The sequence below is a fragment of the Arthrobacter sp. CAN_A1 genome (assembly GCF_015751665.1).
Taxonomy (GTDB): Bacteria; Actinomycetota; Actinomycetes; order Actinomycetales; family Micrococcaceae; genus Arthrobacter_D.
In genome coordinates this window covers 76,136-101,376 of record NZ_JADOUR010000011.1, presented here as the reverse complement: position 1 = coordinate 101,376, position 25,241 = coordinate 76,136, and the positions used below count along the sequence as shown (strand labels likewise).

The 25,241-nt window shown below is 62.3% G+C and carries 20 protein-coding genes and 1 pseudogene; 13 read left to right on the top strand and 8 right to left on the bottom strand.

Annotated features, from left to right (window positions below):
- Window positions 1-5: 5 nt before the first annotated feature.
- From pglZ to IWX62_RS12725, 7 genes are all read right to left on the bottom strand, one after another.
- Window positions 6-2,504 carry a BREX-1 system phosphatase PglZ type A gene (gene pglZ, locus IWX62_RS12755; RefSeq protein WP_196841789.1) on the bottom strand — a complete coding sequence of 833 codons (2,499 nt, stop codon included), beginning with the start codon at window positions 2,502-2,504 and terminating at the stop codon, window positions 6-8.
- Window positions 2,501-5,926, bottom strand: coding sequence for a BREX-1 system adenine-specific DNA-methyltransferase PglX (gene pglX / locus IWX62_RS12750; RefSeq protein ID WP_196841788.1), 3,426 nt, complete (start codon window positions 5,924-5,926; stop codon window positions 2,501-2,503). The genes pglZ and pglX overlap by 4 nt, the downstream gene beginning before the upstream one ends.
- 12 nt (window positions 5,927-5,938) lie before the next feature.
- Window positions 5,939-9,454, bottom strand: a complete 3,516-nt coding sequence (gene brxC / locus IWX62_RS12745) for a BREX system P-loop protein BrxC (protein WP_333483409.1) — start codon at window positions 9,452-9,454, stop codon at window positions 5,939-5,941.
- Window positions 9,455-9,456: 2 nt separating this feature from the next.
- Window positions 9,457-10,065, bottom strand: a complete 609-nt coding sequence (locus IWX62_RS12740; RefSeq protein ID WP_196841787.1) for a DUF1788 domain-containing protein — start codon at window positions 10,063-10,065, stop codon at window positions 9,457-9,459.
- Window positions 10,062-10,685 carry a DUF1819 family protein gene (locus IWX62_RS12735; RefSeq protein WP_196841786.1) on the bottom strand — a complete coding sequence of 208 codons (624 nt, stop codon included), beginning with the start codon at window positions 10,683-10,685 and terminating at the stop codon, window positions 10,062-10,064. The genes IWX62_RS12740 and IWX62_RS12735 overlap by 4 nt, the downstream gene beginning before the upstream one ends.
- 50 nt (window positions 10,686-10,735) lie before the next feature.
- Complete coding sequence (locus IWX62_RS12730; protein WP_196841803.1) at window positions 10,736-10,930, bottom strand: helix-turn-helix domain-containing protein; 195 nt, start codon at window positions 10,928-10,930, stop codon at window positions 10,736-10,738.
- A 486-nt stretch (window positions 10,931-11,416) separates the two neighbouring features.
- Window positions 11,417-12,790, bottom strand: a complete 1,374-nt coding sequence (locus tag IWX62_RS12725) for a recombinase family protein (protein ID WP_196841785.1) — start codon at window positions 12,788-12,790, stop codon at window positions 11,417-11,419.
- A 77-nt stretch (window positions 12,791-12,867) separates the two neighbouring features.
- On the opposite strand from IWX62_RS12725, the pseudogene IWX62_RS12720 reads away from it, so the two are divergent.
- From IWX62_RS12720 to IWX62_RS12685, 8 genes and pseudogenes are all read left to right on the top strand, one after another.
- A pseudogene (locus tag IWX62_RS12720) lies at window positions 12,868-13,182 on the top strand (CpaF family protein); the annotation flags it as partial.
- Entirely contained in the window at window positions 13,179-14,036 is an 858-nt protein-coding gene (locus tag IWX62_RS12715) for a type II secretion system F family protein (protein WP_196841784.1), read from the top strand. The pseudogene IWX62_RS12720 and the gene IWX62_RS12715, both read left to right, overlap by 4 nt.
- Window positions 14,033-14,974 (top strand): type II secretion system F family protein, encoded by a 942-nt coding sequence (locus IWX62_RS12710; protein ID WP_333483408.1) that lies wholly within the window; start codon window positions 14,033-14,035, stop codon window positions 14,972-14,974. The genes IWX62_RS12715 and IWX62_RS12710 overlap by 4 nt, the downstream gene beginning before the upstream one ends.
- A gap of 87 nt (window positions 14,975-15,061) precedes the next feature.
- Window positions 15,062-15,256, top strand: a complete 195-nt coding sequence (locus IWX62_RS12705) for a hypothetical protein (protein WP_442859259.1) — start codon at window positions 15,062-15,064, stop codon at window positions 15,254-15,256.
- Window positions 15,257-15,311: 55 nt separating this feature from the next.
- The gene (locus IWX62_RS12700) at window positions 15,312-15,671 is read left to right on the top strand and encodes a TadE/TadG family type IV pilus assembly protein (protein WP_196841801.1); all 360 of its coding nucleotides are present in this window, start codon (window positions 15,312-15,314) and stop codon (window positions 15,669-15,671) included.
- Entirely contained in the window at window positions 15,637-16,080 is a 444-nt protein-coding gene (locus tag IWX62_RS12695; protein ID WP_196841782.1) for a hypothetical protein, read from the top strand. Before IWX62_RS12700 ends, IWX62_RS12695 begins: the two co-directional genes overlap by 35 nt.
- Complete coding sequence (locus IWX62_RS12690; protein ID WP_333483407.1) at window positions 16,080-16,553, top strand: Tad domain-containing protein; 474 nt, start codon at window positions 16,080-16,082, stop codon at window positions 16,551-16,553. The genes IWX62_RS12695 and IWX62_RS12690 overlap by 1 nt, the downstream gene beginning before the upstream one ends.
- Before the next feature lie 116 nt (window positions 16,554-16,669).
- Window positions 16,670-18,235, top strand: coding sequence for an FG-GAP-like repeat-containing protein (locus IWX62_RS12685; protein ID WP_333483406.1), 1,566 nt, complete (start codon window positions 16,670-16,672; stop codon window positions 18,233-18,235).
- Here the strand turns inward: IWX62_RS12685 and IWX62_RS12680 are convergent.
- A complete protein-coding gene (locus tag IWX62_RS12680) occupies window positions 18,182-19,306 on the bottom strand; it encodes an NAD(P)-binding domain-containing protein (RefSeq protein WP_196841780.1) in 1,125 nt (374 codons plus the stop codon). The genes IWX62_RS12685 and IWX62_RS12680 overlap by 54 nt on opposite strands.
- Window positions 19,307-19,547: 241 nt before the next feature.
- Here IWX62_RS12680 and IWX62_RS12675 point away from each other — a divergent pair, with 241 nt between their 5' ends.
- The 5 genes from IWX62_RS12675 to IWX62_RS12655 all read left to right on the top strand — a co-directional run bounded on the left by IWX62_RS12675 (window position 19,548) and on the right by IWX62_RS12655 (window position 25,166).
- Window positions 19,548-20,714, top strand: coding sequence for a carboxylate-amine ligase (locus IWX62_RS12675; RefSeq protein ID WP_196841779.1), 1,167 nt, complete (start codon window positions 19,548-19,550; stop codon window positions 20,712-20,714).
- A gap of 17 nt (window positions 20,715-20,731) precedes the next feature.
- On the top strand, window positions 20,732-21,850 hold the full coding sequence (gene prfB / locus IWX62_RS12670) for a peptide chain release factor 2 (RefSeq protein WP_196841778.1): 1,119 nt from the start codon (window positions 20,732-20,734) through the stop codon (window positions 21,848-21,850).
- A gap of 160 nt (window positions 21,851-22,010) precedes the next feature.
- Window positions 22,011-22,715 (top strand): cell division ATP-binding protein FtsE, encoded by a 705-nt coding sequence (gene ftsE, locus IWX62_RS12665; RefSeq protein WP_196841777.1) that lies wholly within the window; start codon window positions 22,011-22,013, stop codon window positions 22,713-22,715.
- Window positions 22,712-23,626: a permease-like cell division protein FtsX gene (ftsX, locus tag IWX62_RS12660; protein WP_196841776.1), complete on the top strand. Its 915-nt coding sequence runs from the start codon at window positions 22,712-22,714 to the stop codon at window positions 23,624-23,626. Before ftsE ends, ftsX begins: the two co-directional genes overlap by 4 nt.
- Before the next feature lie 76 nt (window positions 23,627-23,702).
- The gene (locus tag IWX62_RS12655) at window positions 23,703-25,166 is read left to right on the top strand and encodes a peptidoglycan DD-metalloendopeptidase family protein (RefSeq protein ID WP_333483405.1); all 1,464 of its coding nucleotides are present in this window, start codon (window positions 23,703-23,705) and stop codon (window positions 25,164-25,166) included.
- Window positions 25,167-25,241 lie beyond the last annotated feature (75 nt).

The following is a 25,241-nucleotide window of genomic DNA, read 5'->3' as shown; positions in this document are numbered from 1 at the left end:
GCTCCTTAGAAGTCGAAGTCCGTGGTGAAGGAGCGCTTGAGCGTGTAGGGCACGCTCTTGTACTTCTTCCACTCGCCGGTGTCACCGATCGGCTCGGAGAGCCGGAACTCCACGCTCTGGTTATTCGCCTCATCAGCGTCCTTGCTAAGCAGCAGACGGACAGTCTGGAACCGATCACGCCCCTCTGTGCTCTCGGCATCGAAGAGCAGTTCAGCTTCGTTGGAGATCAGCTGGTCACCGAAGTAGAGGCCTGCACGCAGCTTCCTTGCAGTGCGCTGATCGGTGACAGCGCTCTGCTGGAAGAGCTTCACCACGATCTGACCGGTCGTGATCTTGTCGGACTCCGGGTGGATGTCGACGTTCACAGGCTCGACGGTGTCGGAGCGTCCCTTGTTGATCGAGATGACTGGCACCACAATCTCCTGCAATGACGCGCCCCCGTGGACGAACTGGAAACCGGCACCAGGCTTGACTATCCGGCAGATCGAGTTCGGGATCTGGACTTCCAGATCACTCGACAGCCCAAGCTGCTCGGGCAAGAAACGGCGGAACGCGTCATCTTCTTTCAACCTTCGGCCAAGAACGTAACGGCGGTTCGCGACCACGACCTTGTCGCCCTGCGGCTTCACGGTCAGATTGAACTGTGGCGCCAGCTTCGACTCCTGATATAGGAAGCCGTGGTCTGCTGTGACGAATATGTTCGTCGCGTTCGCGTTCGCAAGTTTCTTGACGATGTCGACGAGGTCGTCGATCGCATCGGCCGCGGCCTTGAACGTCCGGTGCTCCGAGACCGCCTTGTCACCGGTTGCGTCGATGGTGTCGTGATAGACGTACAGCACCTGGTGCGCTGCGTAGAGATCGCGCCGCTCCGCGGGCTTCATCTTCAGGAATTCGGTGGCCTGGATTGCCGTGCCGCCGACGGAGCCAAGGATCTTCGAGCGGTTCGCCGTGCCGTTAGAGGGCTGATTGTCGACGAGCACAGGGTCGCCGTTCTCGGAGTGCGCGAGTGTCTTGTGTGGAAGCAGCGACGCCATCCCTAGCTGGGTGTAGCTGGGCAATACCCCGAGAATGGCCTCGATCTTGGCGTCGTACTTGTTCTCGCCGCGGATCCTGGAAGCCAGTTCGTCGGCGACCTCGTAGCGCAGCGCGTCGGAGATGACGACGACGGCCTTCTTGCGTCCACCTCGCACCTGCGGGGCGATGTAGTGGTGGTAGAAAGAGCTCTGCGAGGTAATCGCGAGCGACTTCCATGTCTCGACCTGGTCGACCTGTTGTTGCCAGCTGATCCCGAGCTTGGATAGGAAATCGGTGACGTAGGCGTTCTCCACCTGCTCGTTCAGCGCTTCCAACGGCTGCGTGAACTCGGCTGTCTGTGACGCGAGCGTGTACTGCCGGTAGAGCTGGTCAATGCGGAAGAGATCATCGCGGTAACGGCTGAACCCATCTTCGAAACTCGCCACATCGGTCCGGGCAGAACGGATCGCCGGGATCAGCTCGGCCGCGGCCCCGAGCGCCGTAAAAAGCGTCGCATAGTCGTCAAACCAAATGCTGTCACGGCGACGAGTGCGGATCATGTCGGCAATATCACTCCGCTGGATCGTCTGGGCGGCAATGCCGTCGATCAAGCGGCGAATAATCTCTCTTTCACCCGCGTCGAAAATGTCGGTGGTCACCAGCTCAGCAAGCGACGCGTCCTTAGCCTGCTCGACGTGGTCCAAGTCAGTTTCGGCCTGAAGCGCGAGCTTCTTTAGGGCGACCAGGCTCTGACGGTCATTCCGGAAGCTACGAAAGTCAATCTCAATGTTGCGTGCGGCATTCGAGGTCGTGGGCGCGAACCCGCCCCGGGCTTGCTTGAACATCCACAGCACGAACCCGGCCACGCCCGGCGTCTCAGAGTGGTAACCGTAGATGTTCGCGGCCCCTGCCCAATGGAAGTCGGCAAGCCCCTGTTTGACGAGCGCCTCGTAGCCGGCGTTGTCCCCCGCCGCGTGCTGTCCCAGCAGTGTACGTGTCAGCTCGGAGAAACTATGTTCCTTCTGGTCGAGTACAACCGCGCACATCTTCGCCTGCACCTTGGCGAGATCATCGTCATCGCGCAGCAACTCCCCAAGCTTTGCAACGAGCTTCACATCGCCGAAGAAAGTCGCGTGTTGAGCAAGCAGTTCGTCGGATCCAGGCCTAGTAAGACCCAACTCTGCACGCATGAGAGCGCTGCGATCTGCGGTGAAGACGCCGTACGCGAGGTCGAGATCGAGCAGCCAGTTTCCCGCCCCTTCAGCAATACGGCCGCTGCGGTAGATCAGAAACTTCGTGCTGGGCTCGTCGCGCAGCACGCGGTGCTTGATTGCGAACTCGTCATTTTTGACCCGCAGCACCACTACACCGGTCGGCGCCTGGGAGGCGACATCGTTGGCGTAACTGGCACCGGGGTCGTGCCACATCACCAGGCGGTGCTGATCGAAGCGCGCCGCAAGATGGGTTGAGATCGAAGACGCCTTCCTCACTCTGCCGCCTCCAAACCTGTGATCTTCTTCAACGCTGGATAGAACTTGGGATAGTTCGCCCTCACGCCGTCGTCGAGGTCGATCGCGAGCTGCTGAGTCGCCAATGGATAGAGAACATCGTGCTCATAGTCACGGAGTTCCGAGAGTACCTTGCGCAGCCGGTCAGCTTCCTTTTGGTCCTTGGCAGAGCCAGCAGCAGCCGCTTGCTCGGCGTTGGCCTGCGCGACCTCTAGTTTGGCTCTGTACTCGCGTAGATACTCGTTCAGTACAGTCGGGACCGTTGAAGCGGTGTAGTGGTGCATGTAGATGAGTGCGTTGAACGCGCCCGACCGAGAGGAGAACATCCAGTAAATTGGACGCTTTTTGTACCGTTGCCCGTGATCGTCGTAGAACTTGGACTTGCCAGTCTTCGTAATGAAGTAATCTCTCAGCGTCTTCACGCCAAGCGACTCCTCAACAAAGCGGAGATTCTCCTCGAAGTACTCCGCCCCGAACGCAGTACGCAGGAATTGACGAAACCGCTCGACGATGTCATCTTCGAACCAGCCGTCATCGACGAACGGGATCACGTTGTCGGCGTCGGGCTCGAACGTCGGGGACGGAACCTTTGCATGGTAATCGAATGCCGATCTTCCCTGGTCGGCGAGGATCAGGCCAGGCCCGTCCAGGCTGTACCGCCCGAACATGCAGCCGACGGCGTACGAAACGAGATCAACCACAAGCTCGGATGCGGCGGACACTGCGATGCCTTCAGGTCGGTTGAACTCGATGGCAGTCGGATCCACGCCGTACGCGCGACCGTAGATCGCGTCATTTTCAGCCTCTATCTCAGCCAACTCAGCAGCTATAGTCGTAACACCAGCTTGAATCGTCTCGACGAGACGTCGCAGGCTGTCACGGCGTGACGTCCGGCCCACGAGTTGGTTAACGCCAAAATCGAATGAGACCTCTTGATTGTCCCAGTTCGTTCGCACAAGGTCGATCGCACGTTTCCCCAGCTCCGTCGAGCGTGCTTCTTCCTCATGACGCGGGAACGGGATCTTCTGCACAGTCCCTGACTTGTAATGGAGATTTGGCATCAGAAGTTCAGCGAGATGCCCAAACGGCTTCGAGTTCATGCCAGCGACCAAGAGCTCCGTCGGAGCCCCATCAGTCACCACTACGGGGCCCGCACCGTCGAAGAGATAGCCCTTTGGGAAGTACTTCAGCGCAAGCCCCGCGGAGCCGACATCCGACCATGTGGCACCCTCATTGAAATAGAGGGACTGACTCGGCCTAACGTGACCAGAGAGTTCAGCCATTGCCGAGCGCGAGTCGTCGTCGTAAGCGATAACCCAGTAGTTGTGGCCATACCACCGCGCGTACGTACCGCCTTTGTTGTAGGGAACCCACCGTCCGCCTTGGGCGTCGATCTCCGATACATCAGTGGCATCATGCACGAGCCGTCGACGCGACACCTCCCACCAGTAGCGGAGGTAAATTGCGTTATCGCCGGTGTGGATTCCCTCGCGAACCGTGGCGTAGGTACTGAGTGGGCGCATCGCCTTGAAGGCCTCCGCCAGGTACTCCGCCTCCCAGTAGACCATCGCATAGCCCGGGATCTCGCGGAGTAAGTTCTGCTTGACGGTGAGGGCGTCGCCAGCACGAATGGCCGCTGACTTCGCTGCTGAACCACCTTCGACAGCCCGCACATAGCGACCGGAGGTTCCGGGTACAGGCACGACACGGGACACAATGTAGGCCACCGTTGATACGACCTCGCCGGAGATGGAGTCGAACGCTCCGCGTCCAAGTTGGGCGAGCGCGACCACGCGGTTCTCGTCAAGAATGCGCTTACGCAGCAGCTCGTATGAGGTTGTGAACATCCAGGCTTGCATGGTCACCATTGCAACGTATCCACGAGAAACCGCAAATATGAGCGCACGCTCTACGAACATCACATAAAGGTCGGAGCGAGTGACCTTGTAGGAAGATGAGAGTGCTGTGCGCGCCTCTTTGGTCAGATTCGAACTTCCCATGTAGGGCGGGTTCGCTACGACAATTGCATATTTTGGACCAAGGAAATCGGCTAGAAACACAACACGCCGCGCGCGCTCGATCGTGTTGGCCCTGTAGAGATCCCCCCCGTCATCTAGGGTCACAAGATGACGGGCGGCTCTTGCGGTCACCTCGGGATCAGGTTGGATCAGAGATCCCAGCGTATCTGCCTTAGAAAACTGGTTCCAGAAATCGGTCTCCTCCTGGCGGTCTCCGCTTGGCCTCACGAGGAAGTCCAGCTCGTCGGGAACGAACGCGATCGGCTCCATCACGCAGATGTTCGGCTGGGCTCGCTTGTTGAAGAAGGTGCGCTGTCTGGCACGACCCTTCATTGTCAGGGCGAAAGCGGCCAACGAACCTGCGCGTGGGTCGATCTCGGTGCCGTAGAGGTTGTTGACGAGGATCAAGCCAGGGATGTCGGATGGGGCGTAGCCCTCTTCCTCGTAAATCGCGTACAGCAGGTCGAACGCGTAGGTCAGCATGTGGCCCGAACCACAAGCCGGGTCGAGCACAGTCAGCTCTTCGGGACCAGTGATTTTCAGGAAGTCGGAATCCTCGTCGACCGGGGCGATGTAGTAGTCCATCCGATCGATGAGTCGAGAGGTCGGTCTGTTGAGCATCCACAGACGTCCGAGAGAGTTATCGACGAGGTAGCGGACGATCCAGTGCGGGGTGAAGAGCTGAGTGGCAGCGGGAATCTCGTCGGCGCCAGCCTTCTTGTTATTTTTGAATCCGGCGAAGACCTCGTCTTTCCGCTCCGAAATATAGAACTGGTAGAGCCAGCCAATCACCTCTACATCATTGCAGGCATCTTCTGTAAGCACCTCGCGCGCCCGGGACAGGATGGCACCGTCCGCGAGCAACCCGGTGGGGACGAGCAGCTCGGTGTAGTCTCCCTCACGTTCGAACATGAACGGCATCGACTTGTGCCAGTAGCGGCAGTAGTCCGTGAGCAGTAGCGCGTAGGCTTCACCTTCGGCATCGGTGCTCCGGCGTGTGCCGTCAAGCAGTCCGAGAATCGCCTCTGCCGTGTTCTTGTTGATCACAACGTCGGTATTGAGGTTGCCGCGCTTGGCATCCGCGAGGATCTCTGGCTGGCCATGCCGCTGGCCTTGAGTGGGCGAAACGATACCAGCGTCGGTGTAGCTGCAGGCGTCCATAAAGCGCAGCGCGACGATGCGGTTGAACCAGGTGTAGGCGACCTTATCGATCACGTGCGTGCGACCATGTGCAGAGATTTCGGCTTCGAGCTTCTTGACCGCCTCGGCACGCTCACTGCGAGCAACAGATCCGGCGGCGAGTACAGCGGTGGCTTGGGCGTCGACGGCGGTGATGAGATCACGGCGTGCCTGCGTGGCAAAGCGCTCCAGAAGTTTGGTGTCCACGTCGTTACCGTCCTAGAGGGTGATGCGCTTGTTGTCGTGGATAGTCGCGAGCAACGTTTCGCGGAGCTGATCGATGTAGCTGTCAATGTCGGCCCCAGTTTCGAGCACCTGACCGGCGCCGGGGAGCGCCAGCTTGTTGATCGAGACGGTCTGCTTTACAGCAGTCGGTCGCGGTGTCGGCTCAGCGTCCGAGGCGGTACCGGGGGACCGCGGCTCGGGCACCGGGACAACTCGTGCCGCATCCAGCTCATCGAGAATCTGCGGGTAAATCGAGTCCGCGAACTGAGAGCCGAGATTCTTGATCGCGGGGATCTGTGTTTCGTGCTGTACTCGGTCGAGCACGCTTCGGGCCGTGCGCGTCACCGCCTGTCGTGCGGCCTCAGTCGCGTCGCCGTAGGCCTTGCTCGGGGGCACCTGATCCCAGCGTGCTTTGATGTCCGCCGTGGCGGCAGCGCGGTGCGCCTCGATCACGTGGCCGAGTTGCTCCTGCAGGGCTTTGATCGCAGCCCCGAGCTGTGTGGTCTTGGTGCCCCTGAAGATCTGCGGATCGTCGAGGGCGTCCGCAGCAGGGTCGGTGGCGCTGGCGGGAAGGTAGGTGAGGTTCGACTGATTCGCTTGCATAAAGGCTGCGGCGGTGTCGTAGATGCCACGTTGAGTGCCATGCAAGAACGCCTTGATCGGGTCAATCACGCTTTCTTTCGCGTCGAGCAGGTCGTCGGCGCCGGCAAAGTCGGTGACGAACCGCTCGGCCGTGTTGCTGCACAGTTCATCGAGCACCCGGATCGGCTCATCGAGCTGGTCAATGAAGGGGTACCGGGACCCAGTGCGCAGAGCTTTCAATTCTACAAGTTTCGCGTCAAGGTGCTCCTTGCCTGCGCGTGCAAGCTCCAGCGGATCCTTGGTGATCGCGCCGTCGTCGGTGAACTCGATCACGAATTTCCGGAATGCACCCACCACCTTCGCGTCGAACACCCGCTGGGGGACGATAACCATGTTCGGGTAGCTCTGGGTGTTGCGCAGCGCTGGGGATATTTCGGTGCGCGCGAGCACCTTGCCGTTAAGCTGAACCTCGATCTTTGATCCACCGGCGAGATGGGCGACCACGGCGGCGATCGACCACTGGTCCCAGCCGTATGGTTTGGTCGTGTATTTCTCGATGAGGTGCTTCATCGTCACCTGCACGTGGCGCTTACCGCTCATCTCCAAGTGGGCGAGAACATCATCACCGGGCACTGCCAGGATGCTGGCGGTCTCCCCGAACAGGCCACCCTCAGGCGGGTTCACGAACGTGGACAGCTGCTGCTCAGTGAAGCTCATGCCGCCCAGCAGGGTGAGATTGGTGTAGGTCGCCGCGATGACCTTCTGAAAGCCGTCGTTTATCCGAGTCACGGCGTCTGCCGAGGTGACATCAAGGATGCCGGCGTTGTGAATCAGGGTCGAGCGGCCGACAGCGGTGCGGAGGCGTTCGACGATCTCATTCTCCCGCTCGGCGTTCTGGGTGCCCTTGAGTTGCAGGATCGTCTGCTCGATCGAGGTACGACTGGCTCCTTGGGCGCGCTTGACGTACTTCGCGGTCTTCAGGAGGAGCCGCAGGTCGGCGAGGATCCGGTCTGTCTCGGTTGGGAGCACAACGCGAAGTTCATCGAGACCGGCACTGTGGGCTTTGATCTGCTCCAGGCTGAATTCGGTCTCGGGGCTGGTGAAGTGCAGGGCGAGCTCGTGCTGCTTGCTCATCGCCTGCCCGTCGAGTTTGAACCCGACCGGGAAGTTCTGGCCGTTCTTGCCGTAGACGACCTTGGTCGCCTTGATGACCGAGCCGGTGAGCAGGTCGGAGAGCTTCTTGGAGACCTCGGAATTGTCGATGTCGACGTTCTTGATCTCCTGCTCGATTTTTTGCTCTTCGTTGGTGAGGTAGTCGTAGAGGTCTGCGTTGCGCTGGATGTAGGTCTGCGCTTCCAGCGCGGCAAGGGCTTCGTTGACGTCCTTGCCGAGCTGCGTCAGGTCGGCGCCGAAACGGTCGTAGACCAGCACGGTGAGGTTGCGCGGCGTCGCCTTGAAGGTATCAACGTACTTGACCAGGAAGAGGGCCTTGAGGAGGCGAATCGCAAGAGGCGGCAGGGACGGGCTGCGTTCCGCGTCGGTGATTGCGCGCTGGTTCGCTGACTTTAGCGAGGCACGGATGCCTTCAAACATCTGGTCGAATGAGGCGAGCTGGCCTAGAGGTTTGTCGGCCAGTGTGCGGGCAACTTCCTGGACGACACCGAGCATGGAACGCTCACCGACCGAGCTGTTGCGCCCCTCGAATATACCGTGGTCGCTGATGCCTTCGATCGCGGACTGGAACAGCGGGAATTGATAGCTTACGAACGGGTAAGTGCCGACGAAGTGGGTCTCGTCACGGTAGTTCGGATAGTGTCGGCCGTCGATAAAGTCAAAGAGAGTCTTGAAGTTCGCGTGCTCAGTCGCGTAGATCGCAGCGACATCGGTCTTGGCAGCCTCCGTCTTGTCGAGCAGACGCTTACGGATGACCTCTTCGACGTCCTGGCTGGTGAGCTTAAGCCGATTCTTGAACCGGGCCTGGATCTTTGAGAATTCGTTGGCCTGGGACTTCGTGCGGTCACCGCCGACCTTCTCCATGTCTTCCTGTGAGGTGACAAAGATCCATGCCCGCCCACGGCACTTGGTAGCCAGAGATTCGGCGATGGTCTGGAGGTTCAGCATCAGCTGGTTGTTCGTGCCGATAAATTGGCCGACTTCGTCGACAAAGAAGTTAAGGCGGAACCCGTCGGGTTGCTGGCCCAGCCAAGCTGCGACCTCATCAGCGAAGTCCTCAATCGAAACTGAGTAGTTGGTGCTGTATTGGCGGATGATGCCGGCACTCTCAGTTCCGTTTACCGCGGCGAAGGCCTGATCGATGTGCCCGGCTTCGAGCGCAGCCTGCTCACGTCCCCGGGTCCACGGGATACCGGCGATCCGTTCGAACGCGGCCTTGAAATCGTTGTACTGTCCGCGAGTATCGAGGTCGCGTTCGAAGCGGGCAATGTGGCCCTGGTTTCCGTAATACCCGCGGGACTCGTCGAAGATCTTCACGAACACCTTGAGGAGGGCGTCGTTCTGATCCTTCGAGATCAGCGTGGCCTTCTGGTCGATGTTAAACAGCAGGCTTTTCGCGGCGATGCGGTCAGCCTTTTCGATCAGCGCAGGCAGGAATGCGTCGTCGGCCTTGGCCCGGAAGTGCTCAGAGACCTTGGCCCGCTGGTAGTCGTGGCCGTCGATGTCGCCGAGCAGGTGCGCGAGCATCTTCAGCAAGTGTGACTTACCGGAGCCGAAGAAGCCCGAAATCCAGACGCCGTTGGCGTTCGTGTAGTTTGTGTACGCCTCCAGGGCGTGTTCGAGGCCCTTGGCTGCCTCGTTGGTGAGGACGTACTCCTCGACCTCGGTGGCGAGGTGTGAGGTGTCATCGGCCTTGATGACTCCCTCGATGGCCCGATCGATCGGTTTGGCGAAGATTTCGTTGATCATGGTCATGCTTATGCTTCCTGTTCCAGAATGTCCTTGGCCCGGTAGTAGCTATCGCTGGCGCCAAGGTTCAACGCGCGCAGCTGGTGACCACTGGCCCGAGTGAACTCGTACGCCCCCGGGAACCATGCCAGCATCGGACGACCCGTCACGACACTTTGCAGGTTCTCCAACACTGTGTGAGTTCGAATGAAGGGGAAGACCTCGCCGATTCCTGCGAGGAAGACCATGTCGCTCGGCTCTGCGTCGACACGGGCACGGATCGCGGGTGCGAGGTGATCGTGCGGGTCAAGCATGCCCTGCAACGTCTCGCGGAACTCGGCCTTGTCCATATCCGGTTCCAGTGCCAAGACGCGATCCCACACCCCACGTTCCTTGAGCAGCTGCACGGCAAGATCGTAGAGGTTGATCTCCACGACCTTCAATCCGTCGTCACTACGGAGTTTCGTGATGACGCGGTCGCGGAGGCCTTCGACGTCACGCGCCCACGCAGGCGGGTAGTGATAGATGAAGAACGGCACCTCCTTGGAGAGGCCCTCCATCTTCAAGAACCGCGTACTGCGCAGCACCTCGTAGACGTGCTTCTCATCCGTCGTGAGGCTTCGCTTGGTCGTACTCATCGCGTTGACTCCATAGGCAGAGTAGTGGGGAAGAATCGGATGTCACTAGGGCCACGTGCAGCAAGGGCTCCGTAGACTCGCTCTGAGAGCACCGCCGGAACGATAGCGCCTTCTTCGCTGCGGAGCCCCGCTTCGTGCAGCATTCGGAAGATGTTCTGTCGGAGCTTGGAGCGCGTAGAGGGTTTCAACTCGTCAAGCTCGGGGTGCCACAAACCCTTGCCCGTCATGAACCGCTCAAAGTCCTCGGTTCCGAGTGTCGGGGTCATCAGGAGGAACCGTTCGCGGACCACCTCTTCCGCGAAGTCACCAATTAGCTCGTAACGACGGCATGCAGCGGCCCACATCAAGTGGCACCGCTCGGTGAGACTCGACTCCGCGACAAGTTCAAGTTCCGAGTCATCGAAGACGCCCAGCCGCTGTATCGTCTCCCGCGTCAGGCGAACACTCGATGAAGTCGTACGCGCCTGCAGCAGGTTTTGCACAGTAGCTGCATGACGTACCGTCACCCAGTCGCGCGAGCGAAGATACTCGGCGACGATCACGTCTGCCTCGCGCACCAGGAGCCCCCCGCTGGTGAAAGACAGAGCATAGCGATCGTGTGAGTGGATTCTTGTGGTCAAATGACGCCTCCTCTCGGGGTTTGGGCAGTGGGTCAGGAGAAGTCGGCTCCTTAGCCTGAGCCGAATCCTGATTCTTCAGCGCCCCCACCACGGACCCAATCGTCAATCTCGCTTGCTTGAAACTTCCAAAGGCGCCCGATCTTGTGGGCAGGCATGCCTTGATCAGCAATCCATGAATAGACGGTGTCCTTAGTAATGCCTAGATGACCAGCGATGTCATCGGCAGAGAGCCAAGGCTCGGGCATGTTGGTCCCTCCAAAGCTTCCTGAGGCCTCAAGTAGAACCACGCTTGTGATCCTACTTGAAGTTACCCGTATAACCCGGTTTGACCGGGCCTAGCCGTGTGATGTTTATCGGCAGCCGGCTTCATGGTCGGGAGATCGCCGAATACGCTACTACCCAGGAGATCGGACTGCTCCCATCAAACTTGCTGTGAACTGCTCCACGGTCGCGCGGTACCTCCTACAACTGCCGAAGCAGTCCCGACATGCGTGCCCATTTGCGCGCTGGCCGGGATCTACGAGCTCACAATGTTCCACTTAGCAGTTCGTCGAAGCGGTGACGGATGGTTACGGCTCCGTACACATGACAACCATGAGTCAAGATGCGAAGGTTGTGGAATGGGTGCGATCGACGCGGATCGCCCAGAGCTTGTCGGTCGTAGTAGAGGACAGGGGTGCAGCTTCGCGTGTTCTCGCGGCTGTCGATAAGGCCGCTGTTGCCGTCGCTGCCTAACGGCGCCATTCAGGCTGGAGGCGTCTTGGATCGAAGACTTTCGCCCCAGTAGTTATCCTGCGAGGGTGGACGGTGATCTTCACGAAGGCGTCTTCGAGTAAGGTCCGCTTCGACCGCGCAGACATTGTCGGCCAAGCGGCCCGGAGTTCAGCGCCGGTGTTTCGAGTCCGGTGAGGCCTGACTCGTGGTGGCTCTGGCATCTCTGCAAGCTCCTTCTTTACAGCTCCAGAAGCCAAAACCCACTCCTCTGTCTCCATCAAGCCCATGCCAACAAGTTCAGCCAATTTCGCCTTGCGGGCATCCAGCCCTGCGCGTCTCTCCGCCCAGGCAGCCAGCTCGTCCTCGTCCGGACCGTCTTCGTCGCTGTTTTGATCGTGAACCGCGAAAAGAGCTTCGGCTAAGAACCCCTCGACGGACTTCAAATTGATGCTGATGCTTCCGCAAGCCGCTGCGCCCTGATTTTTCGGACATCGATAGTTCGGTACCCTGGTTTTTCCTGCAAGCCCCCGCACCAAACCCGAGCCACACTTGCCACACTTGAGCAGCCCAGTCAGAAGATGCTTTCGAGGGCCGCCGCGGGAAACGCCGCCTGACCTTCCTGGCGCAAGCCGCGCGCGAAGAAGCATGCTGGTTTCTTCATCGATGATCGCGGGCCAGCAGTCTCGTGCAGAGATGACGCCATGGTGCTCTCGGTGACCGGCAATCCGGGCCGACCTAGCAATGCCAATGATGGAACTGGCGCGCCACTGAGCACCAGTGAGAGTTGGAATTCCCCGGTTGTTCAGGTCACGGGCGATGTCGTTGAAGCCCTCACCGTTCAGGATTCTTTCGCTCAGCTCTCGGATGATCTCTGCTTCGAACTTCACAACGGATGCATCTTTGAGGTAACCGTAGACACGCTGTCCCGGCCAAGCGCCGCTTTGTGCCAACTCGAGGTGTTTGCGTTTGATTCTCTCCTGATTCTTATCCCGTTCGTTCGCTGCAACTGCACCAAAAATATGAGCTTGAAATCGTCCGTCAGCGGTAGAAAGGTCAACCCTGCCGCCGGTGATAGACACGATAGCGACGTTTGTCTTTCGTGAGAGCTCAATGTACTCGACCAGCTCGGCCATGCTGCGGTGTAGACGGTCCATCGAATAGACCAAAACCACGTCGACGGCTTGCTCATCCATAAGTTGCTTCAGTTGAAGGTACGACGGCCGCTGCTTGAGTCCGCTCGCGGAGATGTCATTGTCCTCTAGCTCAGCGAAAATGGTCAGACCATTATCTTCGGCATAGGTCCGACAGTCCTTTAACTGGCGAGCGACGCCGAGGCCTTCGTGCTGGAGGTCTTTTGAGATCCGGGTGTAGATTGCGGCGCGGATATTCACAGGTTAAGAATAGGATGCTGACGCCGGCACCCGGGACAGCGCGATAGGCTCGTCTTTGTACACGTCGTTTGAAACGTGCCCCTGACGCCGTGACGAAGATTTGTACCCTCCCGCTCCTGGCCGGGGACAACACTTCGAGTGCGTTTGTGGTGCCGACCGTCGCCTCCTGCATCGACCTGGTGGTTCACTGCGAACGCCTCCGCGACGGTCGGCGGAGGGTCACCGAAATCCTGTCCCTGGGCAGACGGGTCGAGAACGGGATCATCGAATCCTCAACCGTCTTCCGGCGGATCGATGGCGACCTGACGGTCACCGCGACAGCCATGCCCGCCGCGGAGAAGTTCGCCAGCGCGGGATTCCAGGTTGCCCGTCTGCTGGAGGCTGTCCCATGACCGTCGTCGTCGGAGCGGTGCTCGGCACTGGCCTGTTCCTGGTCTGGTGGTCCTGCTGGGCGCGACCGGACCGGGGTACGCGCACCCACGGCAGGAGCCAACGGGTCGAGGAGCTCCTCCTGCGTGCCGGCATCGAAGCGGTGTCGGTCGGTGGCCTTGTGGCATCCTCCCTCGGGGTCGGCGCCCTGATCTTCCTGGCAGTCCTGATGGTGACAGGGTCTCCTCCTATCGCAGGCTGCTTCGGTCTGTTCGGGGTCTTTGTTCCATTGGGCATTGTCCGATGGCGGGCGCGTCGCCGGGCGGCGGCCCTGCGCGAACTCTGGCCCGACGTCGTCGATCACCTGCGCTCGGCCATCCGCGCGGGCTTGTCCCTGCCTGAAGCGATCAGCCAGCTGGGGGAGAAGGGCCCGGTGGAGCTCCGGCCGGCGTTCACCACCTTCGGCGTCGACTATCGGGCGGGTGCACGGTTCGACGACGCGCTCGGGCGGCTGAAGGCGAGGCTCGCCGACCCCGTGGCGGACCGCATCATCGAGGCGCTGAGGATGACCCGTGAGGTGGGAGGGTCCGACCTTGGACGGCTGCTGGGGACCCTCGCCGAGTTCCTCCGGGACAGCGCCCGCACCCGAAGCGAACTCGTCGCCCGCCAATCCTGGACCATCAACGCTGCGCGCCTCGCCGTCGCAGCACCCTGGCTGGTCCTGATGCTGCTGGCGACCCGCCCTGAGGCTGTCAGGGCCTACAACACGCCCACCGGGGCCGCAGTGCTGGTCGGCGGTCTGGTGGTGTCGGTGGTCTGTTACCGGTTGATGCTCAGGATCGGGGCTCTTCCCGAGGACGAACGGGTGTTGCGGTGATCGACATCCAGGCGCTCGCAATGTTGACTGGTGTGTCCCTGGGAGTGGGTCTCTGGCTGATGCTGGTGCGGCTTCCTGTCCTACGGCCAACCCGCTTCGTGGACCGCGTCGCACCGCACCTACGGTCCGTGGAGGTCCGTTCCCGGCTGCTCGACAGCCCGCGGGGGGCGCTCACCCCCTTCGCACCCCTCGAGCGGATCATTCGGCCGGTGATGAACGACGTCGTGCGCTGGCTGGGACGTTTCAATCCGACCTCGGCGGTCCTGGCGAAGCGGCTGGCGCAGGCCGGGAAGCAACAGCAGGTGATCGATTTCCGTGCCGAGCAAGTCCTGTGGGCGGCGGTGGGCCTCGGCGGGTCCACCGGCCTCATGGTGTTGCTCGCGGTGTCGGGCGGCATCGGACCAGTCCCGGGGGTGCTCGTGGTGCTTGGATGCACAGTGGGCGCCTACGTGCTCCGCGACTACGTCCTGTCCGTGCAGATCAGGCGTCGGGAGGCCAGAATGCTGGCCGAGTTCCCCAGCCTCGCCGAGCTCATGGCGCTCGCCGTCAGCGCGGGTGAAAGTGCCTCGGGAGCGCTCGAGCGGATCTGCCGCACAGGAAACGGTGAACTGGCCCACGAGTTTGAGCGGGTACTTGCTGAGACCAGAGCCGGAATGCCGCTGATGACAGCGCTTCAGGAATTCTCCAACCGCACCCGGCTCACCCCGTTGGTGCGCTTTGTCGATGGCATCACCGTTGCAGTCCAACGGGGGACCCCGCTGGCCGACGTCCTCCGGGCGCAGGCGCAGGATGTTCGTGACGTGGCCAAGCGCGAACTGATGGAATCCGCGGGGAAGAAGGAGATTGCCATGATGGTTCCCCTCGTTTTTGGCGTACTCCCCCTGACAGTACTTTTCGCCGTTTATCCCGGCATCGCGCTCATCAGCCTCGGTCTGTAATCGTCCAGCCATAACAAGTGCCAACGGAAGAGGAACACTGTGAAACCGACCCCACCCACCCAACGGATCTTTTCTGCCGTCCACCTGATCCTTGCGCTCGTCCTGATTCGGGTGGCGAGGGCAGTGACGAGTCCCGCCGACGACCCACCCGAGCGGGGTGATGTCCCCGGCTGGGTGATGATCACCCTCATGTCGGCGGTCCTGGTGGCAGCGCTGCTCGCCCTTGCCGGACCGGCGTTGGAGAACATGTTCAACGACGCGATCAGTCGCGTCAATCCCTGAGCGGCCCGTGGTGCACGCGGGGCATGGCCGCGGAGCGGAACGGGGCGCGGCGGTAGTGGACTTCGCCCTGATCGGTGGGCTGCTCTCAGTCATCTTCGTTGCGGTGATTCAGCTGACCCTGGTGCTCCACGTCCGCAACACGCTCGTCGACGCGGCTTCGTCGGGCGCTCGATACGGAACGTTGGCCGACCGGTCCGCTGGTGATGCTGCGCAGCGGACCGAAGCGATCATTTCCACCGCCCTCAGCAACGGTTATGCCGAGGACATCTCGGTCGGCGAGGTCAGCAGGGACGGGCTGTCGATGCTGGTGGTGACCGTGCGCGCCCCACTTCCAGTCATTGGCCTGATCGGTCCAGCCGGAGTGTTGGAGGTGACTGGTCATGCAGCACTTCCCCGAGAGCCACCAGGCGAATGACGGGGAGAGCGGCAGCGCGGTCGTCGAGTTCGTCTTTCTTGGCCTCGTCCTGCTGGTCCCCGTCATCTACTTCGTCCTGACAGTCGGCCAACTCCAGGCAGGCTCCTTCGCAGTGGTCGGAGCCGCCGACCAGGCGGCGAAGATCTACGTGACCGAGGAGTCGGCGCCCGACGCCGCAGCCCGGGCGCGTCAGGCAGCCCTCCTGGTCCTGAATGACTTCGGGTTCGATCCCTCATCGGCCGAGATCGATATCCGCTGCAGCGGTGACTGCCTGACGCCCGGTTCAAGCGTGACGGTCGAGGTGCGGCTGGGTGTCACCCTGCCATTCCTACCCGCGTCCCGCGGCGTGGGGGATTCGGCGGTTGCCGTTGAGGCCTCAGCAACACAACTGGTGGAACGATTCAGGTGATGCGTCAGCGCAGCCAGGCCCAGTGGAACAGCACCTTCCCGGGTCGGGAGGACGGACAGGTGATGGTCATGGTCATCGGCTACCTCCTGTTGACCCTGCTGATGATCACCGTGGTCCTGGGCGCGTCGGCCGTTTACCTTGACCGTCAGAAGCTGCTGTCAGTGGCCGACGGCGCAGCGCTCACCGCGGCGGACACCTACAGTCTGGCTGAGCCGGCACCTGGTGCAACCGCCCCGGTGCCGGAACTCACCCCGGGAACCGTCAGGTCCACGGTGCAGGACTACCTCGACCTGACGGGGGCCGGTACCCGGTTCGACGGGCTGGCCGTGGACCCGGCAACCGGTGCGCCGGACGGCAGGACCGCACGGGTGGTGCTCACCGCCGTCGTGCACCCGCCGGTGGTGAATTTCCTGGTACCCGACGGAATCCCGATCGTGGTCACGGCAGATGCCCGGTCCGAGCTCACCCGCTGACTGTAGATTTCATTCAGCAGATTCCACCCACGCAGGCAGCGCTCTTTCCCGGTATCAGCGGTAAAATGATCACGTTGGATGAGGTGGTTCGCGTGATGGTTAGCTCGCTCCGGCGGATGGTAATAGCAGTTGGCACAGCGCTCGCGCTACTGTTCGGCTTCGTCACCGTCGCGCCGCCCGCCCAGGCAGCCCCCCTGTACGGTCACGACGTCTCCTGGCCCCAGTGCCCACCAGCGGTCGGCGGTTTCGGGTTGCCCATGCCGCCAACCTCAACCCAGTTCGTCGTCATCGGCCTGACCAGAGGTCTGCCCTTCACCGAGAACCCCTGCCTGGCCAGCCAGGTCACCTGGACCAGGACCAACAACAAGGCGAGCCACGGCTACGCCATGGCAGGATTTCCCACTACCGCCCAACTGAGCACCTACGGAGCCCGGGGGCCATGGGCCAGCACCACCCGTTCGGGGCGGCTCTCGAATGTCGGGTACGCCGAAGCGCAGTTCGCCGTGGCCAGCATGAACCGGATCGGCTTCCGGCCTCCGGTGGTGTGGATCGACGTTGAACCTCGCCCAGCCCAGCCGTGGCCCGTCAGCACGGCAGCGCAGCAACGCGATAACCGGCTCATCATTGAAGGGCTGATGCGGGGGCTCCGGGACGCGGGGTTCTCCTACGGCCTCTACTCCTACGCCTCCGGGTGGGCCGAGATCACCGGATCCTGGCGGCTCCCAGGGGTGCCTGTCTGGGCCACAGCCGGCAGGCTGGATTACCCCAACGAGGCGCTGGATCGGTGCCGGCAGCCAAGTTTCTCCGGCGGTCGGGTCTACCTCTCCCAGTGGTATGACGACACCCGCGACTATGACCTGACCTGCGAGCCGTACGCTTTTACGCCCCTGGCCATCCCCGCCTCGACGCTGTCCCGTTCCACCGCCGATTTCAACGGGGACTGGAACAACGACATCCTGGCCCGCGTCGCCGCGACCGGTGACCTCCGGATCTACCGGGGGACAGGGAACGGCACGGCGTTGAGCGGACTCCGCATCGGCGTCGGTTGGTCCCCGATGAACGCGCTCGAAACACCCGGCGACTTCAACGGCGACGGCCCCGCCGACGTGCTGGCCCGGGAGGCAGCGACCGGTTACCTATGGCTGTACCGCGGGAACGGCGTCGGCGGTTGGCGGCCCCGCCTCCGCGTGGGCCACGGCTGGAACGTGTTCAACGCCATCGTGGGACCGGGGGATTTCAACGGGGACCAGACGGTTGACGTCCTGGCCCGGGAACGGGCCACCGGCTACCTCTGGTTGTACCCGGGGAACGGTGCGGGAGGGTGGCTGCCACGGGTCCGGGTGGGAAGTGACTGGAATGCTTTCAACAGCATCGTCGGCCCAGGGGACTTCACCGGCGACGGCACTGCGGACATCCTGGCGCGGGAAACAGCAACCGGCTACCTGTGGCTCTACCCCGGCAACGGCAGGGGCGGCTGGCTGCCGCGGACCCGGGTCGGCACCGGCTGGAACGCGATGACAGCAGTGATGAGCCCCGGCGATTTCAACGGGGACCGCACTCCCGATGTGCTGGCCCGTGATAGCCAGGGAATCCTGTGGCTGTACGCACGGAGCGGAACCGGTACCTGGCTACCGCGGGTGCAGGTCGGCACCGGATGGAACGGGCTGAACCTCATCTTCTGATGCCGCGCCCCGCGCGTTGCCCGGGTCGCTGAGTCGTTTAACCGCCGCAACCGCTGCCGCCCTGCCCGCCCGGGTAGCGCCCAACGTTGAGGCTGATGCCCCATACCCCACCAGCAGCACCCGGGGATCCTTGAGCACGTGCACCCCGTCCATCAGGATTCCACCCCCGGGATCCCGCAACTTCAGGGATGCCAGATGGTCCAGTGCCGGGCGGAAGCCGGTGGCCCACAGGATGACGTCCGCCCGGATCTCGGTGCCGTCCTCCAGCGCAACGCCTTCGGGCGTCACCGCCCGCATCGGTCCCACCGAGACGAGTGTTCCTGCCGTGATCCCGTCCTGATACTGGCGGGTGAGCGGCAGGCCAGTGGTCGACACGACGCTCGCCGGGGGAAGACCAGCCGCTGTCCGCTCATTGACCCGGGCCTCGACCTCCCTGCCCCACTCGGCGTTGAACACCCGCCCGGTGAAGGACGGCGCGCGCCGCGTGATCCAGGAGGTGGTGGCGCCGGCGTCGGCAAGCTGAAGGAGGAATTGCACAGCGGAGGTTCCGGCGCCCACCACGACCACATGCAAACCCCTGAACTGCCCGGCAGACACGAAGTCGTGGGTGTGAAGTTGGCTGCCCCGAAACAGTTCCCGGCCAGGATAGTACGGCCAGTAGGGCCGGTCCCAGGTTCCCGTGCCGTTGATGATCAGCTCCGTGTCCCAGCTCCCCGTGGTGCTGACCACCCGGAGCGGGCCGCCGGGGTAGCCCGGCACCACATCGGTGACTGCCTCGGGACGGTGCACCGGAAGACCAAACTGCCGCTCGTAGGCACCGTAGTAGCGGCTCACCACTGACGACGCCGGTTCGGTAGGATCGGGCACCCCCACCGCAAGTCCCGGGAGATCGTGAATATTATGTGCTGACCCGAAGGTCAGGGACGGCCACCGGTGCCGCCAGGCACCACCTGGGCCGTCGTTGGCGTCGAGGACCACGAAATCCTTCTCCGGTTCCAGGCCCAGCCGCCGGAGATGGTACGCGGCGGACAACCCCGCCTGTCCGGCGCCGATCACCACGGTTTTCAGCATTGCGCCTTCCCACTCCACCCGTCAGCCCTGGGTGTCCGGTGACACGCCCCAGTATCCGTGGAAACTGGCTGGCGTCGCAGCTTATTCCGCCGCGTCGTGGACCGCTGCGCCCTTCCTGTACTTGACACCCGATTTGGATCTGAGGAACCTTCTCGGTAAGCGCTCGATCCTGCAGTCCTGACTGACCTCCAGTACACAGGGGAGGAGGACGGTAGATCCTTGGCTCAGAAGGGGGCAGGCAGTGCAGCCAGCTACGGAGCCCTCCGGCGGGCCCACGGCACGACGGACCTTTGGTGTGGAGGAGGAGCTCCTGCTCCTCGACGCGCACACCGGCCGCCCGGCGCCGCTTGCGCCCCTGATCCTCGCGGACGTCGTGCCGTCCGACGACGACGTCGGCGAGCTCTCATTGGAGTTGCAGCAACAGCAGCTGGAGGTCATCAGCCGGCCGCACACCGAGCTGAGGGATCTCGCCGCGGCGATCCACGGCGGCAGACGCCAGGCGGACCGTGCAGCCCAGCACGTCGGCGCCCGCGTCGCGGCGCTCGCCACCAGTGTGCACCCGGCGACACTCCGGCTGGCACCCGACGGGCGGTACGCCCGGATGAGGGAACTGTATGGGCTGGCGCTCGCGGACCACCTGACCTGCGGGTTCCATGTGCACGTATCGATCGACTCGGCCGAGGAGGGGGTTGCGATCCTCGACCGGATCCGGGTGTGGCTACCCGTCCTGCTGGCGCTCAGCACCAATTCACCGTTCTGGAACGGTCTGGATAGTGGGTACGCCAGTTACCGCTACCCGATGAACCTCCGCTGGCCAACCTCAGGAACCTACGAGCCGTTCGGGTCCGCGTGGGAGTACCAAAAAATGGTGCGTGCCCGGCTGAACGATGGGGTCATCCTCGACGAGGGCATGATCTACATCGACGCACGGCTGGCCCGCAAGCACCCGACGGTGGAGGTCCGCGTCTGCGATGTCTGCCTGTACAGTGACGACGCCGTCCTGATTGCGGCGCTGATGAGGGCACTGGTGGAAGAGGAAGTGCGCAGTTGGCAGGCCGGGGAACCGGCCCCGGTCGCCACCGCGGCCGATCTGCGGGCTGCCAGCTGGACGGCAAGCCGCTATGGGCTTCGCGGGCCGCTGGTGAATCCGTTGTTGGGCGGTCTCTGCGATGCGGCGGACGCCATGCACCTCCTGTTCGAGCGGGTGCTGCCAGCCCTGCGCGATTACGGCGACGAAGCGACAGTGCGCCGCCTCCTGAACCAGATCGAGCAGCGCGGAACCGGGGCCGACCGCCAGCGGCAGCAGATGCGGCTGGGTCCCGCCGCCGTCGTCGACGACGCCGTGAACTGCACCCAGCTGAGTCCTCTTGACTGGCCGGAGCCCCCACCGCCGCCGTCAGCGCCATGACGTAGGCTGGTTCCATCATGGCAAACATCGATTTTCCCGCAGAAATCCGCGCGCTCCGCACCAAGTACGCCAACATCGAGCAGGTAGCTGATGTGGAGGCAATCCGCACTGACATCGCGGAGCTCAGCGAACAGGCCGGCGAACCAAACCTATGGGACGACCCTGCCGCTGCGCAGAAGATCACCTCCAAACTTTCGCACCGCCAGTCCGCCCTGGAACGCCTGGAAACGCTGTACTCCCGGATTGAAGATCTGGAAGTCCTGGTGGAGCTGGCGCAGGACGAGGATGACGAGGCGTCCCGCGAGGAATCCGCCAAAGAGCTCACCTCGCTCAGTGCCTCCCTGGACCGGCTGGAGGTCGTGACCCTGCTGGCAGGCGAGTACGACGAGCGGGAGGCAGTGGTGAGCATCCGCTCGGGGGCGGGCGGTGTTGACGCCGCTGACTTCGCCGAGATGCTGCTCCGCATGTACCTGCGCTGGGCCGAACGCCACGGCTACCCCACCCAGGTCCTCGACACCTCCTACGCGGAAGAGGCTGGCCTGAAGTCCGCCACGTTCGAGGTCAAGGCACCCTACGCTTTCGGCACTCTCTCAGTGGAGGCGGGGACGCACCGGCTGGTCCGGATCAGCCCCTTCGACAATCAGGGCCGACGCCAGACGTCCTTCGCCGCGGTCGAGGTGATCCCGTTGATCGAGCAGACCGACTCAGTGGAGATCCCGGACAATGAAATCCGCGTTGACGTCTTCAGGTCCTCTGGTCCCGGCGGCCAGTCGGTGAACACCACTGACTCGGCGGTCCGGATGACCCACATCCCCACGGGCATTGTGGTGTCGATGCAGAACGAAAAGTCCCAGCTGCAGAACCGGGCGGCGGCGCTGAGGGTTCTGCAGTCCCGCCTGCTGCTGCAGATGCAGGAACAGGAGAACGCCGAGAAGAAGGCCATGGCCGGGGATGTGAAGGCATCCTGGGGCGACCAGATGCGCTCCTACGTCCTCAACCCGTACCAGATGGTCAAGGACCTTCGCACCGAACATGAGGTGGGCAACACCTCGGCCGTGTTTGACGGCGAGATCGACGACTTCATCGACGCAGGCATCCGCTGGCGGGCCAATAACCGCGCGGCACCCGCGGAATAGGCGTTCTGGGCCGGACCCTGGGGCCGGCCAAGCGATCAACGACACACCGTGGCGGTGAGCCGGCAACGCACAGCGGCCTCGTTATAGTCTAGTGGCCGGTACTTTCTTCCCCCCAGCAAATGCCCGTGCACTGGCAGCACCATATGGGCGCAAAGTAGTCATGATTAGATTCGACACTGTCACCAAGGTCTACAGCAACAATTCACGACCAGCACTCGACGCGGTAAGCCTCGAAGTGGATCGTGGAGAGTTCGTCTTCCTGGTGGGGGCCTCCGGGTCCGGTAAATCCACGTTCATCCGCCTGGTCCTCAAAGAGGATCGGGTGTCGCGCGGCGCCGTTTATGTTGCCGGCCAAAACGTTGCCAACATTCCCAGCTGGCGTGTGCCCAAGCTGCGCCGCGGAATTGGTGTGGTCTTTCAGGACTTCCGGCTGCTGCCCAACAAGACCGTCTTCGCCAACGTCGCGTTCGCCATGCAGGTGATTGGGAAGAGCCGGGCAGTGATCAGGGAAACAGTCCCGGACGTGCTGCAGACGGTGGGCCTCGAGGGCAAGAACAACAGGATGCCCCACGAACTCTCCGGTGGCGAGCAGCAGCGCGTCGCTATCGCCCGCGCCATTGTGAACCGGCCCGGAATCCTGCTGGCTGACGAGCCCACCGGAAACCTCGATCCCACCACGTCGATGGGAATCATGAAGGTCCTGGACCGCATCAACTCGAACGGCACCACAGTAGTGATGGCCACCCACGACGACGACATCGTCAACACCATGCGCAAACGGGTCGTCGAACTCCGGAACGGTTCGGTAGTGCGCGACGACGCCCAGGGCATCTACATCGGCGAAACCGAGGTGGCAGCGCCATGAGGTTCGCGTTTGTTCTCGGCGAGTTGGGATCCGGTCTCCGCAGAAACCTTGCCATGGTGATCTCCATTGTTCTGGTCACCTTCATCTCCCTGACCTTCGTCGGTGCTGCCGGGCTCCTGCAGCTGCAGATCAACCAGATGAAGGGCTACTGGTACGACCGCGTCCAGGTGGCGGTGTTCCTGTGCGTAGACAATTCCACCTCGCCCAGCTGCGCGACTGGACCCGTGACTGACGACCAGCGCGACGACATCCAGGCCATCCTCGAATCCGATTCCTTCAGCGAATATGTCTCGACTGTCGAATACGAATCCCAGGAACAGGCACTGGGTCATTTTCAGGACCAGTTCGCCAACTCACCCATCGTCGACTCGGTCACGGCAGACCAGCTGCCCGAGTCATTCAGGGTCAATCTGGTGGACCCCGAGAAATACGAAGTCATCAACGAGGCGTTCTCCTCCACCCCCGGGGTTGACGTGGTCAGCGATCAGCGTGAACTCCTGGAGCGCCTGTTCACCTACATGAACGTGGCATCGGCGATTGCGTTGACCATAGCGGGGGTGATGCTGCTCTGCGCTGTGCTGCTGGTGGCGACCACCATCAGGCTATCGGCGTTCAGCCGGCGCCGGGAGACCGGAATTATGCGGCTGGTCGGGGCCAGCAAAGCAGTGATCCAGCTCCCGTTCGTGCTGGAGGGGGTGATCGCCGCAGTGGTTGGTGGCCTTCTGGCGACCGGCACGCTGTGGGCGGTGGCCCACTTCGCACTCAATGGTGTGCTCGCCGAGATGTACCCGGAAACCGCATTCATTTCATCCACCGAGGTACTTTTGCTGGCGCCGCTGCTTATCCTGCTGGGCGGAGTTCTCGCCGGGGTGTCCTCACTCCTAACCCTCAGACGCTACTTGAGGGTTTAGAGTGATGACCAGGGAAGAAAGAGAGCATATGCCTGCCGTAAATTCTTGGTCGTTCACACCGGCCAAACAATCAGTCATGACCAAGGCCGTAGCCGGTACCTCGGTTGCGGTGATTGTTGCTCTCGCACTAGGCTTCAGCGCCCCGGTTTTTGCCGATGAATTGGATAACCGCCAGAGCGCACTTGAGCAGGAAATCCAGGACGTCCAGCAGTCAATCGAATACCTTGACGCCGATATCTCCGAAACCATCGCCCAGCTCCGCGTCTACCAGGGACAATTGCCAGGAGCCCAGCAGGCCCTGGCCGATGCCCAGGGCCGGGTCGAGACCGCCACCAGCCAGGTGACAGCCCTGACCCAGCGCGTCGATCTTGCGCAGGAAACCAAGAACAAAATCAACGAACAGATGGAACTTGACCGGGAAGCCATGGGTGAAACCCGGGAAGTAATCGGGCAGATCGCCACCCAGGCCTACAAAAACGGGGGAGTACCCTCCAACCTGTCCCTGCTGTTTGGTTCGGAAGGCACGGCGAGCCTCACCAATTCGATCGACATGGTGGATCAGGCGTTGCGCAGCCAGAACGCCGCCATGGACCAGCTATCCCAGCAGAACGCAACGAACGTGAACTCCGAGGCGCGTCTCGCCGCCGTGGAAACCGAGATCCTTGACCTGAAGGCTCAGGCGGAGCAGGCACTCGTCGCTGAGCAGGTAGCCCGCGACGAGGCGGCGACCGAAAAATCCAAGGTGGACACCCTGGTCGCTGACACCTCAGAGCTATCGGACCAGCTCCAGGAGCAGAAACCAGTCATCGAGGCCCAGCTGGCCGAAGTGGAAACCGCCCACGAACAGGTCACCGCGGACATCGCCGCCCGCCAGGCACGGCTGATCGAAGAGGCGCGCAAACGGGAAGAGGCGCGGCTCAAAGCGGAGGCCGAGGAACGGGCCAGGATCGAGAATGAACGGCGTGCCCAGGCGGCAGCCGACGCTGCAGCTGCCGCTACCGCGGCTGCTGCTGCTGCCGCCGCCGCGGCACAGCAACCAGCCCCCGAGCCGGTGAAACCCGAACCGATCATTCCTGCCCCGGTTGCTCCGGTCGCTCCGGTCCAGTCCGGCAGTCCATCAGCCTTCGGTCTGCGTGCGCCCGTGAACGGACCTATTTCGTCGGGATTTGGGTGGCGTGCCACCCCGGTCGGCACCATCGACTTCAACGGATCCGGTGGGTACACCCACACCGGCCTGGACTACGGTGTTGGGTGCGGCACCCCGCTCTACGCCCCTGCTGCAGGGGAAGTGTGGTTCGCCGATTCCAACGCACTGTCCGGTGCGGGAAACCGTATTGTCATCAACCACGGAGTCATTCAGGGCAACGCCCTGGCAACCAACTATTACCATCTCTCCAGCTTCACCGTGTCCCCCGGCCAGAAGGTCAGCGCTGGCCAGCTGATCGGCCACACGGGCACCACCGGCAACTCGACCGGGTGCCACCTGCACTTCGAAACGGTCCTCAACGGCAGCCTTGTCGACCCGCTGGGCCTGCTCTAGCGAGCAACGTCGTAGACTGGAGGGACCATTCCTGGTTCCCCCGGCCTGAGCCGCGGAACTGAATCACACGAAATA

Excerpts from the sequence above, each read along its gene's own strand:
- IWX62_RS12695 (WP_196841782.1), top strand. The coding sequence starts at position 15,637 with ATGCAGCACTTCCCCGAGAGCCACCAGGCGAATGACGGGGAGAGCGGC.
- IWX62_RS12685 (WP_333483406.1), top strand. The coding sequence starts at position 16,670 with ATGGTAATAGCAGTTGGCACAGCGCTCGCGCTACTGTTCGGCTTCGTC.
- ftsX (WP_196841776.1), top strand. The coding sequence starts at position 22,712 with ATGAGGTTCGCGTTTGTTCTCGGCGAGTTGGGATCCGGTCTCCGCAGA.
- IWX62_RS12680 (WP_196841780.1), bottom strand. The coding sequence starts at position 19,306 with ATGCTGAAAACCGTGGTGATCGGCGCCGGACAGGCGGGGTTGTCCGCC.
- brxC (WP_333483409.1), bottom strand. The coding sequence starts at position 9,454 with ATGACCATGATCAACGAAATCTTCGCCAAACCGATCGATCGGGCCATC.
- IWX62_RS12740 (WP_196841787.1), bottom strand. The coding sequence starts at position 10,065 with ATGAGTACGACCAAGCGAAGCCTCACGACGGATGAGAAGCACGTCTAC.
- ftsE (WP_196841777.1), top strand. The coding sequence starts at position 22,011 with ATGATTAGATTCGACACTGTCACCAAGGTCTACAGCAACAATTCACGA.
- IWX62_RS12730 (WP_196841803.1), bottom strand. The coding sequence starts at position 10,930 with ATGCCCGAGCCTTGGCTCTCTGCCGATGACATCGCTGGTCATCTAGGC.
- IWX62_RS12715 (WP_196841784.1), top strand. The coding sequence starts at position 13,179 with ATGACCGTCGTCGTCGGAGCGGTGCTCGGCACTGGCCTGTTCCTGGTC.
- prfB (WP_196841778.1), top strand. The coding sequence starts at position 20,732 with ATGGCAAACATCGATTTTCCCGCAGAAATCCGCGCGCTCCGCACCAAG.
- IWX62_RS12655 (WP_333483405.1), top strand. The coding sequence starts at position 23,703 with ATGACCAAGGCCGTAGCCGGTACCTCGGTTGCGGTGATTGTTGCTCTC.
- IWX62_RS12690 (WP_333483407.1), top strand. The coding sequence starts at position 16,080 with ATGCGTCAGCGCAGCCAGGCCCAGTGGAACAGCACCTTCCCGGGTCGG.